A 15579-nucleotide genomic window follows, 5' to 3' on the forward strand; every position below is an offset into this window, starting at 1 on the left:
CTCAGGGAGTGCGGCGGCCGGTGATCGAACGGATCAGCCACGCGATCACCGCGAGGACCAGCAGGATCAACCCGACCCAGAGCAGGAAGTTCAGGGACTGCACGAACCCACCGGTGATGGCCAGGATGACGGCGATCACGATGATGACGATGAAGAGGATGTTCATGACGGACTCCTTTCAGGCGTCGCGGGTGCGACGGTGGCCCTTACGCTACAGCGCCACGGCCGGCGCGGGCCAGACCTCGTATCATCGCGCGACACCCGGGACGGAGGTCTTCCTGGCCCTGTTCGCATCGGTGTGGTGGTCTTGGGTGAACCTGACCTACACGGTGAACGTGCAGATCGGACTGACGCGACGTGCGCTCGCCGCGTACATGTTCGCCGCCATGGCTGCGACCGGCGCGATCGCGGTCGCCGCTCCGCAGGCCATCGGGGAAAGGGCATGGCTGTTCGCTCTGGGCACGCCGTGATCCTGCCGCTCGCAGTGATCCTTGTCGCGTTCCTCGCCCCCGCGGGCCGGTCCGCACTTCCGGGCCACGACGGGCTCAGCGAGCTGAGTGGGGCGGGCGGGACTTGAACCCGCGATCGTTGGGTTATGAGCCCACTGCCTTCACCAGCTTGGCCACCGCCCCGGACTTCTGAGACTACCGGTCCGCGGTGACAAGATCGGCGTGCGAGCGCTCAGGCCGGGGTCGCGTCGCGATGCGTGTCGGCGTGATCGCGGTAGATGCGGGCGTTGGCACGCAGCCCCTCGCGTTCTTCGGTGCTCAGTGCGCGGCGCACCTTCCCGGGGACGCCTGCCACGAGCGATCCATCGGGGACCTCGGTGCCGGAGAGCACGAGCGCTCCCCCGGCGATGAGGCATTCGGATCCGATCACCGCGCCGGAGAGCACCACGGCGCCCATCCCGATCAGCGACCCGTCGCCGATCGTGCAGCCGTGCACGACCGCATTGTGCCCGATCGACACGTCGGTGCCGATCACGACGGGATGGCCTTCGTCGACGTGGACCGAGACGTTGTCCTGCGCGTTGCTGCCCGGCCCGATCGTGATCGTGTCGGAGTCGGCCCGGAGCACCGCGTTATACCAGACGCTCGCGCCCTCGCCGAGGGTCACCGCGCCGATCACCCTCGCCCCCGCGGCGAGGAACGCCGAGGGATCGATCGCGGGCACGCGGCCGGGCAGAGACAGGACGGTGGCTTCTGCGCTCATGATGCGATTCTCCCTGCTCGTGGGGTCATCCCGCCACGCCCATCGCCTGCTTCAGGGCCGCGGTGTACTGCGGAGCGAGCGAGTTCACGAACGTCACGGTCAGGTGATCCTGGTCGCGGTAGATGTTCGCTCCGCCGACCACGGTGCGGCACAGCGTGTCGTCGCAGTACACCTTCGTGAAGTCCAGCAGGGTCACGTCCTTCGCGCCGTCGGCCGCAGCGCGGAGCGGATCCTTCTCGGTCAGCACATCGGCACGCGTCCCGTCGCAGGCGCTCTGCGCGCGGGTGCGCAGGCACTTGTTCGGGTCGGTCTCCCAGACCGGATTGTCCACGACGGTGACGACGGGCGTGCCCTTCGACGTCTGCGTAGCCCACGCCGCCTTGTAGCCCGCGACTGCGGCCTCGTAGGACGAGCCCTGGCCGTTCGCGGAATAGGGGGTCGTGGAGAGCGCTGCGGTGAAGATCACGTCGAAGTGCTTCTGCTGCAGCTTCTGCGCGACCGCGGCACGGTATTGCGTGCAGGCGTCGCCGAAGGCTCCGCCGGTCGACAGCGGGGTCGTGTTCCACGGGCAGGCGCCCTTGAAGAAGGTGGTGAGGTGCCAGCCCTCCTTCTCCGCGATCGCCTGGAAGGTGGTCAGGAGCTGGTACGCGTGGCTGTCGCCGATCAGGGCGACCTGCTTGGCGCTCGGATCCTTCGAGCCGAATTCGCAGGAGACCGCTCGCGCGTCGTTCAGCTGCACGAAGCACTGTGACTCCTCCGGCCGGTCGACGCCGGCGAACCCCGGCGCGGGCAGGATCTCGTCGGTCTTCTTCCCCGCGCACGACGCGTCGAGCACAGCCGCGGCGCCGAAGCAGGCCGGCGGGTTCGCACGCAGCTGCGCGATCGCGGCCACACCGGCGTCGTACGTGGAGGCGTTCGCCGCCCACCCCGCTCCGGACACGCCCGCGACGATGACCATCGCCGCCAGCGCGGCCCAGAGGGACACTCGCGGACGCCGCGCGGTCAGCGGCTTCCAGGTGCGCAGCGGATCCTCGACGAAGCGTTTGGTCAGCCAGGCGAGCAGGAAGCAGATGCCGACGAGCGCGACCCGGTGATAGATGGTGAGACCCCAGAACGGCACCGAGGGCGCGATGATGATCAGCGGCCAGTGCCACAGGTAGAGGCTGTACGAGATGTCCCCGGTGAAGCGCATGGGTCGGATCGCGAGGATCCGAGTCGGGTACCACCAGCGCTGCGTGTTCGAGGCGGCGATCACGGCTGCGGCGGCGAGGGTCGGGATCGCTGCCATGTAGCCGGGGAACGGGGTCTGGCCGTCGAAACGGTAGATCACGACGAGCAGCACGATGATGCCGCCCCAGCCGAGGATGAAGCTCCCGATCGCGTTCTGCACGCGCAGGCGTGGCACGAGCGCCAGCAGGGCGCCGACGCCGAACTGCCACATGCGCCCGAACGTCACGAAGTAGGCCGGCGCCGGGTTGGTCAGGGTGTAGACCACGCAGAACACGAACGATGCTACGGAGACCACGCCGATGGCGATCGCCGCCGCCCGCAGCCGGGAGCCGCGGAAGAACTTCACCGCGATCCATGCCGCCAGCAGCATGATCAGCGGCCAGAGCACGTAGAACTGCTCCTCCAGCGACAGCGACCAGTAGTGCTGCACCATGGTCGGGTCCCCGGAATGGGCGAGGTAGTCCGCGGAGTTCAGCGCCAGATACCAGTTCTCGACGTAGAACGTGGAGGCGACGATCTCCTTCAGCTGCGCGGGCAGCTGAGACGTCGGCGACAGCAGCGGAACGGACGCCACGATCGCGCTGAACAGCAGCACGAGCAGCGACGCGGGCAGCAGCCGTCGGGCGCGGCGGGCCCAGAACTGCCCGAGCTTCACAGAGCCCGTCGAAGTGAGCTCGCGCGCCAGGTGGGCGGTGATCAGGAATCCGGAGATCACGAAGAAGATGTCGACGCCGACGTATCCGCCGCTCAGGCGCCCCGGCCAGAAGTGGTAGAGCACCACAGCGAGGACGGCGATCGCACGCAGACCCTGCACGTGCGGAATGAAGTTGGCTCCGACCTTGTCCACGGTCGTCGTACGGGAACGGCGCAGAGCCGCGCGGGAGGAGGTACCTGCTGAAGCCACCTCACGAAGGTATCCCGGATCTCCGGCTCCTCCCGCCTTCACACGCGGCGTTGCCGCCCATCCCCACCAAGGCAAGCCTTGCCGAAATCGGCGTTGATCAGCGAGTTAGCGTTGCCTCAGCTTGGTTGCGGAACATTCCCCGCCGAGTAGCGTTGAGCAAAGACATCACCGCACGCCCGCAGTCGAAAGCACCGAGGAGACACCATGAGCGCCACCACCACCGCCACCACTTCTGCCGACCCGACCGTCGCCGCCGGCGCCGCGCAGTTCCTCACCCCGGTCGTGCTGGGCCTGCAGGCTCTCACCGTGAACGGCAAGCAGGCGCACTGGCACGTGCGCGGCGCGAACTTCGTCGGCGTGCACGAGCTGCTCGATGTGATCGTGGATCACGCCGGCGACTTCGCCGACACCGCCGCGGAGCGCATCGTGGCACTCGGCCTTCCGATCGATGCGCGCGCCACGGTCGTCGCCGAGAAGGCGGGCGCCACGAACGTCCCCGCCGGATTCACGCAGTCCGATCAGCTGGTCCGCGCCGTGATCGCCGACATCGACGCGATCCTGGTGACCGTGAAGGCCGCGGTCGACGGTCTCGACGAGATCGACCTGACCAGCCAGGATGTCGCGATCGAGATCCAGCGTGGCCTCGAGAAGGACCGCTGGTTCCTGGTGTCGCACATCGCCGCCTGACGCGGATCAGCGGCCCCTTCGTCCACCCCCTACACCGCGTAGGTCACCCGACCGCCGACGAGCGTCGCGCCGACCGGCATCTCGCGCAGCGTGCGTGGGCCCGCCGTGGCGAGGTCCGCACCGATCACCACGAGGTCCGCCGCGGCGCCCGGGCGGAGGCCCGCACCGCCGTCGGTGCCGTCGTGCGCACTCGCGGCGAGAGCGGTCTCGACGTCGAGACGCTCCTCGGGGTGCCACGGCTCACGACCGTCATCACTGCGGAACACGGCGGCCGCGATGGCCTGCCACGGGTCCAGCGGTGCGACGGGCGCATCGGATCCGAATCGCAGCGTCGCGCCGGCGCGGTGCAGCGAGGCGAGCGGATACGGGATCGCCGTCTGCGCCGCCCACAGCACGTCGGCCGCGTCGCGGTCATCCAGCGCGTGCTGCGGCTGCGCGCTGGCCGCGACACCGAGCCGGGCGAACCGGGCCAGGTCGCCGTGCCGGACGAGCTGCGCGTGCTCGATGGTGCCGTGCGCACCTGTCACCGTGAACGCGTCGAGAGCGGCCGTGACCGCGAGGTCACCGATCGCGTGCAGCGCGATGCCCAGCCCGGCGCCGGTGGCGCGGATCAGCAGCTCCTGCAGTTCGGCGGGCGGGACGGTGAGCACGCCGTGGTTGTGCGGGTCGTCGGCATAGCCGTGACTGCACGCGGCCGTGCGGGTGCCCAGCGATCCGTCGGAGATGATCTTCAGCGGCCCGACCCGGACGAGGCCCCGCGGGTCGTCGGGGAGCGGATCCCCGGTGGCGAGCCGTGCGGCGATCGCGCGGTCGAGATCGTGCGGATACACGGCGAACTCGACGCGATGCGTGTCGAAGCCGGCGGCGATCCGGCGAGACCAGGCCTCGGCGTTCCACGCCATGTCGAAGTCGACCAGTCCCACGATGCCGCGGCTCGCGGCCCGTCTCGCCGCGTCGGACACGGCGAGGTCGGCGATCCGAGGATCCGCGGCGTTCAGCCGGCGGGAGATCTCGAACGCGTCCTCCTCGCGCAGCACGCCGTCCGACGGCGCCGGGAAGCCCTCGCGCCGGAACGCCGCCGAGTTCATCCACACGCTGTGCACATCGGCGCCGATGAGATAGGTCGGCACCTCGCCCGTGCGCGCGTCGAGGAGCGCAAGCTCCGGGCGATCCGTCCACCGGTTGCTGCGGAAACCCGCGCCGACGCGGCGCCCGCCACCGAGCACCGGCGCGTCGGCCATGAGCGCCGCCGCCTCGGCCGCGCTCGAAGCATCGGCGAGGTTTTCACGTTGCGCCGCCAGCGCCCACTGCACCGTGTGCACGTGGTGATCCCAGAGCCCCGGGATCACCCAGCCGCCGTCGCCGTCGAGGATCTCGCCACGAAGCGGCAGAGCCCCCGTCGGGGCGATATCGGCGATCCGTCCGTCTTCGAGCAGCACATCGACGGGACCGTCCACGGCGAGCAGGCGCCGATCCGGTGTGGCGATGCGCACGGCACGGAGCGCGGAGACGGTCCCGCCCTCGGCGCCGGTCACTCGACCGCCGCCCGCGCTGACAGCCTCGCGTCATGGGCGCGCTGCATCTCGGCGGCGAGGGCGGCGTTCGCGTAGACGCCGTCACCCCGCAGCTCGAGGATGACGTTCTCGATCACGTCGTCCGGCTTGTTCTGGCTGAGCTTGCGCTTCGCGGTGACCCTGGTCGGGGTGAGCCGGAAGCCGATCGTGCCCGCCTCCATCCGACGGACGAAGGCGTCGTCGTTCGGCGGGACCCACATGCCGCGGGGGTCGGTCAGCCGTCCCTCGAAATGATCGACGAGATGCTCCAGCACGCGCAGGTTCTCCTCGGTGTCGAGCAGCTCCGGCACCCCGGACAGGTGCACGGCCACGTAGTTCCAGGTCGGCACCGCCGCGACTCCGCCGTACCAGCCGGGAGAGATGTAGCCGTGCGGGCCCTGGAAGATCACCATCAGCTCCTGCGTGCCGAGGCCCAGGATCCGTTCGTCCGGGCGCCCGACGTGCGCCACGATCGTGAGGTCCTCGCGGTCCGGATCCAGCAGCACCGCGTAATGTGATGCGGTCATCCCGTTCTCGTCTCGGCCCACGAGCATCGCCCACGGATTCGCGGCGATGATCCGCCGGAGCTCTGCAACATCCGTCATGGCGAAACTGGGGTTCTGGCGCATGAGATCAGCTTAGAAGCCTGCCGGCGGCCGGGACCCTACGCCTGGCAGCGCGGGCACCAGTACAGCTTGCGGGCGCCGATCTCCTCGAGCACGATGTCCGTCCCGCAGACCCGGCAGGGCAGACCCGTGCGGTGGTAGACCCAGTGCCGGTCGTCGCGATGCGCCATCGCCGCGCGATACTGCTCGAACGTGAGATCGTCCATGGTCATCATCTGACCGGTCTCGACGCCGATCGCGAGCAGCCGCACCCAATCGCGCCAGAGCCCCCGCACGATCTGCTCCGGCACGTCCCGGCCCGGCGTGTGCGGATTCAGACGCGCACGGAACAGCATCTCGGCCCGATACACGTTGCCGATACCGCTCACCACCGACTGATCCATGAGCAGCAGGGCGATGGGCGCGGCCTTCTTGCGCACCGCGGCGACGAAGCGCTCCTCGTTCTGGACCGGGTCGCCCACGAGCGGATCCGGCCCGAGCCTGGCCACTGTGGCGAGCTTCTCATCCGGTGTCTGCAGCACGCACGCGGTCGGTCCCCGCAGGTCGGCGCAGGTGGCATCGGTCATCAGACGCAGCCGCACCTGCCCGACCACGGGCGGCGGCCACTCCAGACCCTCGTCGGCAAGCCCCTTCGTCGCCTCCGACATGCGCACGTGCACCCGCGTCTTGCGCGGTGCGCCGATCGAGGCGAGCGAGTTCTCCCCCGCGCTGTCGAGGATCGGGGCATCACCGGCGAGGTCGGTGCCGCGCTGGTTCGTCTGCCCCATCCGTCCGTTCGCCGACGCGATCGTCGGGTCGACGAGGATCTCGCCAGAGAAGTCCCAGGCGCCGTAGAGGCCGAGATGCACACGCAGCCACAGATCGCCCTCGGTCTCCAAGAACATCTGCTTGCCGACGGCCTGGACGCTCTCCACGATCCGGCCGTCGAGCAGGGCGGCGCCCTCCGCGAAGCGGCCCTGCGGGCTCGACGCGGAGACCGGCTTGCCGACGAAGTTGCGCGCGAACTGCCGGGCGATGCGGTGGACGGAATGGCCCTCGGGCATCAGGCGCGCGGGTCGGGCAGCAGAGAACCGTCGCGCTCGAAGTCGGCGATCTGGCCGATCCGGCGCACGTGCCGCTCCTCGTTCGAGAACGGCGTGGCGATGAAGCGGTCGATGAAGCCCGTGACCTCATCGAACGTGTGCTGGCGCGCCCCGATCGCGATCACGTTCGCGTCATTGTGCTCGCGGGCGAGCTCTGCGGTGGCGATGCTCCATACCAGCGCAGCGCGGATCCCCTCGACCTTGTTCGCCGCGATCTGCTCGCCGTTGCCGGACCCGCCGAACACGATGCCGAGCGCGTCGACACCCGCGCGCTGGTCCGCGATCGTCGCCTGTGCGGCCCGGATGCAGAACGCCGGGTAGTCATCGAGCGCGTCGTACTCGATCGGTCCGTGGTCGACGACCTCGTGCCCCGCCTCGGCGAGGTGGTGCTGCAGTTGCGTGGAGAACTCGAGACCGGCGTGATCGGTGGCGATATGGATGCGCATGGCTCAATCCTAGGGAGCGTCGTGAGGGTGCGGACAGCACCCTCCGCTCAGCACGGCGGTCTCAGCAGGGCTGCCGCCAGTGCGTCTCCGACGAAACGGCCGTATCGCGACGCATCCCAGCCGCAGCGCAGCACCAGGCGCTCGTACGTCTCCGGGGCGCTGTAAGCCCACAGCACGTCCGCGGCCTCGTCCAGGGCGACTCCCGACCGCAGGTGCCCGGCGTCGGCCAGCGTGTGTGCGTTGCGGCGCATCCGCTCGCGGCGCTCGTCCTCGCTCTGCCGCAGGAGCAGCGCCATCTCGGGATCCGACGCCGCCGCGTCCCTGATCAGCAACAGGATCGGGACCACGAGCGGTGCGACCTCGCTGCTGAGCTCGCCCCAGCTCCGCACGATCGCGTGCGGATCCCGCTCGTGCTCCTGCATGTCATCCGACCGCACCCATGCGGGAACAGGCCCCGCTCCCCCGAGTCCGCGCTCGTACAGGGCGCGCACGAGCCCCGCCTTGCCCCCGAACGCCTTGTGCACGGTGTCGACGGAGAACCCGGACGCCTTCGCGATCGACGCCATCGTGGTCGAGGCGTAGCCGTTCGCGAAGAACTCCGCGCGCGCGATGTCGAGGATCGCCTCTCGGTTCCTGCTCGCCTGCGCGCGCCTGCGGCTCGAGTCGTATACGCGTTCGCCCTGATCGCTTCTCATCAGGTTCATTCTATGTTGCCGTATTCAATCTAGTCACCTGTACTGAATAGAGGCGCGGAAATGGATCCGCAGACCGATCCCGCCAAGGTCGTCCGAGCTCTCGCCGCAGCGACCAGCGCCCACGATCTCGAGGCCCTCGTCGCGTGCTTCGCCGACGACTACCGGAACGAGACGCCTGTGCATCCCGCCCGGGGGTTCCGCGGCGCGACTCAGGTGAGACGAAACTGGGCCCAGCTGTTCGCGGGGATCCCGGATCTCACGGCACGGGTGGTCGCATCCGCCACAGCGGGCGACACCGTGTGGTCCGAGTGGGAGATGTCGGGTGCGCGACAGGATGGCACTCCGCACCTCATGCGCGGTGTCATCATCTTCGTCATCGCGGACGGCCACGTGGTCTCGGCGCGGTTCTACCTCGAACCCGTCGATCGCTCCGGGACCGGTGTCGACGAGGCGGTCGCCCGTACGGCCGGCACATCGCCGGCAGGGATCCTGCCATGATCCTCATCGCCGGCGGTACCGGCACCCTGGGGCGGCCGCTCGTAGACGCGCTCCGGTCGGAATCCGGCGGCATCCGCGTGCTCACGCGCGACCACGCCGCCGCTGCCGCGCTCCGTGCCGCCGGGATCGACAGCGTGGTCGGCGATGTGCGGGATCCGGCCGCGCGGGCCGCTGCCGTGGCCGGGTGCGAGACCGTCGTCTCCGCGGTGCACGGTTTCCTCGGAGGTCGCGGTGCAGGCCCCGAGGCCATCGATCGCGACGCCAACGCGTCGTTGATCGGTGCCGCCGCAGCCGCCGGCATCGCGCGATTCGTCCTCCTCTCGGCCTACGGGGCGTCCCCCACGCATCCGATGATCCTGCACCGGATGAAATACGCAGCCGAGGAGGTCCTGCTCGCGAGCGATCTGCGTGGGACGATCGTGCGCCCGACCGCCTACCTCGAGACCTGGATCGACGTGATCGGCGCCCGCACGCCCGGCCGCGGCGCGATCGTCCTCGGCAAGGGCGAGAATCCGATCAACTTCGTGTCGGTCGACGACGTGGTGACAGCGATCCTCGATGCCGTTCGCAGCGCTGCGAACAACCGGATGGTCGACGTTATCGGCCCGGAGAACCTCAGCTTCTCCGAGATCGCGGAGCGACTGGCGGCCCGATCCACGCCGCCCGGAGCGATCGCGCACGTCCCGCTGGCGATGCTGCGGGCGATGTCGCTGCTGGCGGGGCCGATATCGCCGGCGTTCGCTCGGCGGGCGAAGACCGCCGTCGTCATGAACACCGAGGATATGACCGTGGACGTGCGCCGGGCTCGCCCCGGCGCGACGACGATCGACGACGTTCTCGCGAGGCGGGACGCCGACCGGGTGCGGTAGCCACCACTGGCCGCCGCGGCGCTGTCAGGGCGCGATGCCCGCCGCCGCCGGCTTGAAGCCTGCGCGGATGTTCTCGCAGCAACCCGGACGGCACACGTCGAAAGCCGGGCCGAGAGCGGTGACGTGGGCGCGGGCCGCAGCCGGGCGTCCCTCCAGACGCTCCTGGATGAGGTCGACAATCCCCGCGACGAAGGAGTCCGACACCCCAGGCGTCGGGGTGCGCACGAACGCGAGCCCTGCCTCGGCGGCTGCATCCTTCGCCTCGGTGTCGAGATCCCAGAGCACCTCCATGTGGTCGCTCACGAAGCCGAGCGGAACGACGGCGACCGCGATGCGCCCGCGGGCCGGCAGCTCCTCGATCACGTCGCAGATGTCCGGCTCCAGCCAGGGCTGTGAGGCGGGGCCGGAGCGGGACTGGTACACGAGCTCCCACGGCACGTCTGCGGCCACGGGCAGAAGCTCCGACACGCGACTCATCACCCAGGCCGCCACGGCCTCGTGCTGCGCGGCATAGGCGCCCCCGGGGCCCCAGTCGACATCCCGCGGACCCGAGCGCAACGCATCATCGGTCGGCACGCTGTGCGTCGTGAACAGCACCTGCACGGCGGACGGATCCGCGCCGTCGGCGGTGAACCCGTCGATCGCGGCGCGCACGCCCTCCACGAACGTCTCCACGAATCCGGGGTGATCGTAGAACGGGCGGATCTTGTCGATGGTCACCGTCTCGCCCAGTCCGGTCTCCTCCAGCACGCGCGCGAAGTCCTCCCGGTACTGACGACAGCTGGAGAACGAGCTGTACGCGCTGGTGGCGAACGCCAGGAGCGTCGTGTCGCCGCTCTCGGAGGCTTCTGTCACGGCATCGGAGAGGTAGGGCGCCCAATTGCGGTTGCCCCAGTACACCGGAAGATCGAGGCCGCGTCGGGCCAGCTCGGATTCGAGCGCCGTCTTCAGCGCGCGGTTCTGGGCATTGATCGGACTCACACCGCCGAAGTGCCGGTAGTGGTGCGCGACCTCTTCGAGGCGCTCATCCGGGATCCCCCGCCCGCGCGTGACGTTGCGGAGGAACGGGATGACGTCGTCCTGTCCCTCCGGCCCCCCGAAGCCCGCGAGCAGGATCCCGTCGTAGGCGACGGGGGTCTCGACGAACTCAGGCCCGCACGCGGCCGGCGCGGAGGCGAAGGGGACGGTTGCTGCGGTCGTATCTGGGGCACTCACTCTCCCATCCTCCCCCGATCCGTCTTTGCTCGCGCCGAACGTCCCTGCAATGGTGGACTTTCGGCATCGCAAGGTTCTCCGGTCCCTGAGCTTGTCGGAGGGACGTGTTGCAGCGGCCTGTTGGTCCTCCACAGGCAGGAGTTTCGGGAAGTTCTGCACAGTTCGGTTATGTATCGGGATCTGGGGTTTGAATGTCGGTGGCCCCGGGTTGAATGGGGGTATGACATCGACCACGGCAGACACCCTCGAGCAGTTGGAGCAGCTGCTTGCGGGGGTGTGCGGGTCGGTGCAGATGGGCCGTCAGTTCGAGCACGCCACAGCTGCGGAACTGGTCGGCCTGCTGCAGATGCTGGGGCAGGTGCAGCGCCGGGTGGATGCGGTGCTCACCACCGTCACCGGGGAGGTGGCGGATCGGGATTGTCGGCTGTCCGCGGAACGGGTGTCGTCGGCGGCGGGGTGTCGGGATGTGACCGAACTGCTGCGACGCACCCTGCGGGTGGATGCGGGCACGGCCCGGAGGTATGTGACCGCCGGCGACGCTGTGTACCAGGGCACGCAGTTGTCCACGGGCGACTTGCTTCCCTCCCGGTATCCGGCGCTCGGTGCGGTGTTGCGGGACGGGGTGGTCTCGGTGACCGGGTTGCTGGCCGCGACCGGCCCGGTCGAGCGGGCCGGGAACCGGATCAGCACTGCCGAACGCGACGCCGTGGACCGACTGCTGGCGGACACCGCCCGCGGGTTGGACTTGCGGGATGAGCACGGGCGCCCGGGCCCTGCCCCCACCACGGATGAGCTCGCCGACTATGCACGGGCGTTGATGCTCGCCCTGGACCCGGACGGGGCCGAACCCGAGGATGCGCGCGCGAACCGGAACCGAGGGCTCACGTTGGGGCGTGCCCGGGACGGGTTGGTGCCGATCCGGGGCGGGCTGCTGCCGGAGGTGGCGGGACAGTTGCAGCGCCTGCTGGACGCGCTCCTCAACCCCCGCATCGCCGAACCGGCAGGCCCCGACAGTGGTGACGGTGCCGGCACGGGTGATGTCACCTTCATCCCGGTCGATGACACGGACGGCGCGGACGGCGGAGCGGATCCGTCGCATCCGGAGGGTGTGCCGGATCCGGAGGATCTGCGCACCCCCGCGCAGCGGCGGCATGATGCGTTCGCGGCGATCCTGACCACCACCGCCGGCACCGGTCGGTTCCCGACCCTGGGCGGTGCGGCCCCGACCCTGGTCGTGTCCGTCACCGCCGCCGACTACACGGCCGGGGTCGGGCGGGCGCACGTGGAAGGCACCGGCTGGGATGTCCCGATCACCGTGGCGCGGCACACGGCGTGTGCGGGCGGGATCCAGCGGGTCCTGTTCGACGACCGAGGACAGATCGTCAGTATCGGCACCACCGGGCGGATCTTCACCGCCACCCAACGCCGGGCGATCACCCTGAGGGATCGGGAATGCGTGATCCCGGGCTGCCATATCCCCGCGACCTGGTGCGAAATCCACCACGTCCACGAATGGGCCGACGGCGGCCCCACCCACACCAGCAACGGTGTGAGCCTGTGTTGGCACCACCACCGCACCCTCGACACCTCCGGATGGGCCATCCGCATGAGACACGGGACCCCCGAAATCCGCAGACCCCACTGGTGGGACCCCCACCACACCTGGCGACAACCCCGACAGCGTGGCAGCACCAGAACCGCGGCCGAAACGCTCGCCGACGCACTCGGACCACCAGGACCGTAAACCAGCCCGGAAGCCCACCGACCCACCGCGCCGCCGACCGCGCCCGGAATCAGCGCCGGAGATCCACTGGCGTAGGGTGGGAGGGTTGCCGCCGGCGCCAGCAGCGCGGACCTTGCGGCCGAAACCCTCACCCCTGGGAGTCTGAGCAGTGCCTGGAGAGAACCTCACCCGCATCGAGGCGCAGGAGCGCCGCGCGATCATCGACACCGAGTCGTACGAGATCGCGCTCGACCTGACCAAGGGTGCGGAGGTGTTCGGATCCCGCAGCGTGGTGCGCTTCACGGCCACCCCCGGATCCTCGACCTTCATCGACCTGATCGCGCGCGAGGTGCGCGAGATCACGCTGAACGGCGAATCGATCGACCCCACCACGACGTTCGCCGACTCGCGCATCGCGCTGGACGGTCTCGCCGAGGACAACGTGCTCATCGTCGACGCCGATTGCGAGTACACCAACACCGGCGAGGGCCTGCACCGGTTCGTCGATCCGGTCGACGGCGAGGTCTACCTGTATTCGCAGTTCGAGGTCCCCGACTCGCGGCGCGTGTTCGCCGTCTTCGAGCAGCCCGATCTGAAGGCGACCTTCCAGTTCACCGTCACGGCGCCGGCGGCGTGGAAGGTCGTCTCCAACTCGCCGACTCCCGAGCCGATCCAGCACGGCGCGTCCTCGGTGTCTGATGCGGTCGCGACCTGGGGCTTCGAGCCCACCCCGCGGATCTCGTCCTACATCACCGCGATCATCGCCGGACCGTACGAGGAGACCTTCTCCGAGCTGACCAGCGCCTCGGGCCGGGTCATCCCGCTCGGCGTCTACGGGCGCCGGAGTCTGTGGGAGTTCCTCGACGCCGACTACATCTTCGACAAGACCCGCGAGGGCTTCGCCTACTACGAGGAGAAGTTCGGGGTCCCCTACCCGTTCGCGAAGTACGACCAGCTCTTCGTCCCGGAATTCAACGCGGGCGCGATGGAGAACGCAGGCGCGGTGACCTTCACCGAGACCTACGTGTTCCGCAGCAAGGTCACCGACGCCGTCAAGGAGCGTCGCGTCGTCACGATCCTGCACGAGCTGGCGCACATGTGGTTCGGCGACCTCGTCACCATGAAGTGGTGGAACGACCTGTGGCTGAACGAGTCGTTCGCCGAGTGGGCGTCGACCATCGCGACCGCGGAGGCCACAGAGTGGACCGAGGCGTGGACGACGTTCAACGCGATGGAGAAGACCTGGGCCTACCGTCAGGATCAGCTGCCCTCCACGCACCCGGTCGTCGCCGAGATCAATGACCTCGACGACGTGCAGGTCAACTTCGACGGCATCACGTATGCCAAGGGCGGATCCGTCCTCAAGCAGCTCGCCGCGTGGGTGGGCATCGAGGCGTTCTTCGCCGGGGTGTCCGAGTACTTCCAGAAGCACTCCTGGCAGAACACCGAGCTCAGCGACCTGCTCGTCGAGCTGGAGAAGACCAGCGGCCGCGACCTCACCACCTGGTCGAAGAAGTGGCTGGAGACCGCAGGTGTGAACACCCTCGCACCGGTCATCGCCGAAGCCGGCGACCGCACCATCTCCCGCTTCGCCGTGACCCAGACCGCACCGGCGGACTACCCGACGATCCGCCCGCACCGCCTCGGCATCGGCTTCTACAACCTCGATGCGGACGGCGCGCTGGTGCGCACGCATCAGGTCGAGGTGGACGTCGACGGCGACCGCACGGAGATCCCTGAATTGCAGGGTCTGAAGCGTCCCGACCTCGTGCTCCTGAACGACGAGGATCTCGCGTACGCGAAGATCCGTCTCGACGAGCGCTCCCTGGCCACCGCCGTCGCGCACCTCGCCGACATCAGCGACCCGCTCGCCCGCTCGCTCGTCTGGGGCGCCGCGTGGGATCAGACACGCGACGCCGAGAGCGCCGCCAGCGACTACATCGACCTCGTGCTCGGCAACATCGGCCGCGAGACCGAGTCGACCACGGTCCGCACCACGCTCGGCCAGCTGCAGACGGCCGCTGCGCTGTACGTGACGCCGGAGCACCGTGTCGCCGCGCGTACCCGCGTCGCGGACGGCCTGTGGTCGCTCGCGCAGGGTGCGGAAGCCGGATCGGACAGCCAGCTGCAGTTCGTGACCGCGTTCGCGAACTCGCTGACGACGCCCGCGCATGCCGAGACCGTCCGCGCTCTGCGCGACGGCTCGCTGGTGCTCGACGGCCTCACGATCGACACCGACCTGAGCTGGCAACTGCTCGTCGGCCTTGCGGCGGTGGGTGCGGTCGACGACGCCGCGATCGACACCGCCCTCGCCTCCGACAACACCGCGAAGGGCGCCGAGTTCGCCGCTCAGGCGCGTGCGTCGCTGCCCACGCCCGAGGCGAAGCAGGCCGCCTGGTCGTCGCTCGTCGACCACGACGACCTCTCGAACACGATCGTGCGTTCTGCGACGGTCGGCTTCACGCACCCGTCCGGCGCCGCGGTGCTCGAGGCGTTCGTGCCGGTCTACTTCGACCGCCTGCTGTCGATCTGGGAGGGGCGCACCTTCCAGGTCGCGAACTACCTCATCGTCGGCCTGTATCCGAAGTGCCTCGCGAACAGGGCGCTGCGCGACGCGACGCGCGCGTGGCTGTCCGCGAACCAGGACGCCGCACCAGCGCTCCGCCGCCTCGTGTACGAGAACCTTGCGGACGTCGAGCGCGCGCTGGCCGCGCAGGCCCGCGACGCCGAAGGTCACGAGGAGCCGGCTCAGGCCTGAGCCTGGACGAACCGCTCGAAGGCGCCGAATGGGATCCTCCGTCCGGCGCCTTCGTCGTCGCCGGCAATCAGTCGCCGCCCA

The 15579-nt window shown here is 69.5% G+C and carries 15 protein-coding genes and 1 tRNA gene; 6 read left to right on the forward strand and 10 right to left on the reverse strand.

Annotation, left to right across the window (positions count from 1 at the left end):
• Nucleotide 1: 1 nt before the first annotated feature.
• A complete protein-coding gene (locus ABD882_RS06745) occupies nt 2–166 on the reverse strand; it encodes a hypothetical protein (protein ID WP_345185499.1) in 165 nt (54 codons plus the stop codon).
• On the opposite strand from ABD882_RS06745, the gene ABD882_RS06750 reads away from it, so the two are divergent.
• Nucleotides 165–470, forward strand: a complete 306-nt coding sequence (locus tag ABD882_RS06750) for a low temperature requirement protein A (RefSeq protein WP_345185500.1) — start codon at nt 165–167, stop codon at nt 468–470. The genes ABD882_RS06745 and ABD882_RS06750 overlap by 2 nt on opposite strands.
• Nucleotides 471–558: 88 nt before the next feature.
• Here the strand turns inward: ABD882_RS06750 and ABD882_RS06755 are convergent.
• The 3 genes from ABD882_RS06755 to ABD882_RS06765 all read right to left on the reverse strand — a co-directional run bounded on the left by ABD882_RS06755 (nt 559) and on the right by ABD882_RS06765 (nt 3346).
• Nucleotides 559–632 (reverse strand) — tRNA-Ile (locus ABD882_RS06755).
• A gap of 49 nt (nt 633–681) precedes the next feature.
• Nucleotides 682–1212: a gamma carbonic anhydrase family protein gene (locus ABD882_RS06760; RefSeq protein WP_345185501.1), complete on the reverse strand. Its 531-nt coding sequence runs from the start codon at nt 1210–1212 to the stop codon at nt 682–684.
• Between the two features lie 25 nt (nt 1213–1237).
• Nucleotides 1238–3346, reverse strand: a complete 2109-nt coding sequence (locus ABD882_RS06765; RefSeq protein WP_345185502.1) for an acyltransferase family protein — start codon at nt 3344–3346, stop codon at nt 1238–1240.
• 204 nt (nt 3347–3550) lie between these two features.
• Here ABD882_RS06765 and ABD882_RS06770 point away from each other — a divergent pair, with 204 nt between their 5' ends.
• Nucleotides 3551–4033, forward strand: coding sequence for a Dps family protein (locus ABD882_RS06770; RefSeq protein WP_345185503.1), 483 nt, complete (start codon nt 3551–3553; stop codon nt 4031–4033).
• 29 nt (nt 4034–4062) lie between these two features.
• Here the strand turns inward: ABD882_RS06770 and ABD882_RS06775 are convergent, their stop codons facing one another.
• The 5 genes from ABD882_RS06775 to ABD882_RS06795 are packed head-to-tail and all read right to left on the reverse strand — an operon-like array spanning nt 4063 to nt 8435.
• Nucleotides 4063–5568 carry an amidohydrolase gene (locus tag ABD882_RS06775; protein WP_425563336.1) on the reverse strand — a complete coding sequence of 502 codons (1506 nt, stop codon included), beginning with the start codon at nt 5566–5568 and terminating at the stop codon, nt 4063–4065.
• Entirely contained in the window at nt 5565–6215 is a 651-nt protein-coding gene (locus tag ABD882_RS06780) for an FMN-binding negative transcriptional regulator (RefSeq protein ID WP_345185504.1), read from the reverse strand. The genes ABD882_RS06775 and ABD882_RS06780 overlap by 4 nt, the downstream gene beginning before the upstream one ends.
• A gap of 35 nt (nt 6216–6250) precedes the next feature.
• A complete protein-coding gene (locus ABD882_RS06785) occupies nt 6251–7255 on the reverse strand; it encodes an Fpg/Nei family DNA glycosylase (RefSeq protein WP_345185505.1) in 1005 nt (334 codons plus the stop codon).
• The gene (locus tag ABD882_RS06790; RefSeq protein ID WP_345185506.1) at nt 7255–7740 is read right to left on the reverse strand and encodes a ribose-5-phosphate isomerase; all 486 of its coding nucleotides are present in this window, start codon (nt 7738–7740) and stop codon (nt 7255–7257) included. The genes ABD882_RS06785 and ABD882_RS06790 overlap by 1 nt, the downstream gene beginning before the upstream one ends.
• Before the next feature lie 47 nt (nt 7741–7787).
• Complete coding sequence (locus ABD882_RS06795) at nt 7788–8435, reverse strand: TetR/AcrR family transcriptional regulator (RefSeq protein ID WP_345185508.1); 648 nt, start codon at nt 8433–8435, stop codon at nt 7788–7790.
• A 60-nt stretch (nt 8436–8495) separates the two neighbouring features.
• Between ABD882_RS06795 and ABD882_RS06800 the strand changes: the two genes are divergently transcribed.
• On the forward strand, nt 8496–8933 hold the full coding sequence (locus ABD882_RS06800; protein ID WP_345185509.1) for a nuclear transport factor 2 family protein: 438 nt from the start codon (nt 8496–8498) through the stop codon (nt 8931–8933).
• On the forward strand, nt 8930–9802 hold the full coding sequence (locus ABD882_RS06805) for an SDR family oxidoreductase (RefSeq protein WP_345185510.1): 873 nt from the start codon (nt 8930–8932) through the stop codon (nt 9800–9802). The genes ABD882_RS06800 and ABD882_RS06805 overlap by 4 nt, the downstream gene beginning before the upstream one ends.
• Nucleotides 9803–9826: 24 nt before the next feature.
• On the opposite strand, the gene ABD882_RS06810 is transcribed toward ABD882_RS06805, so the two are convergent.
• Nucleotides 9827–11017, reverse strand: a complete 1191-nt coding sequence (locus ABD882_RS06810; RefSeq protein ID WP_345185512.1) for a ferrochelatase — start codon at nt 11015–11017, stop codon at nt 9827–9829.
• 220 nt (nt 11018–11237) lie between these two features.
• Here ABD882_RS06810 and ABD882_RS06815 point away from each other — a divergent pair, with 220 nt between their 5' ends.
• Both ABD882_RS06815 and pepN read left to right on the forward strand, forming a co-directional pair.
• Entirely contained in the window at nt 11238–12761 is a 1524-nt protein-coding gene (locus ABD882_RS06815) for an HNH endonuclease signature motif containing protein (RefSeq protein ID WP_345185514.1), read from the forward strand.
• A 148-nt stretch (nt 12762–12909) separates the two neighbouring features.
• Nucleotides 12910–15498, forward strand: a complete 2589-nt coding sequence (gene pepN / locus ABD882_RS06820; protein ID WP_345185515.1) for an aminopeptidase N — start codon at nt 12910–12912, stop codon at nt 15496–15498.
• Nucleotides 15499–15579 lie beyond the last annotated feature (81 nt).

It is taken from the genome of Microbacterium panaciterrae, assembly GCF_039541635.1.
Lineage (GTDB): Bacteria > Actinomycetota > Actinomycetes > Actinomycetales > Microbacteriaceae > Microbacterium > Microbacterium panaciterrae.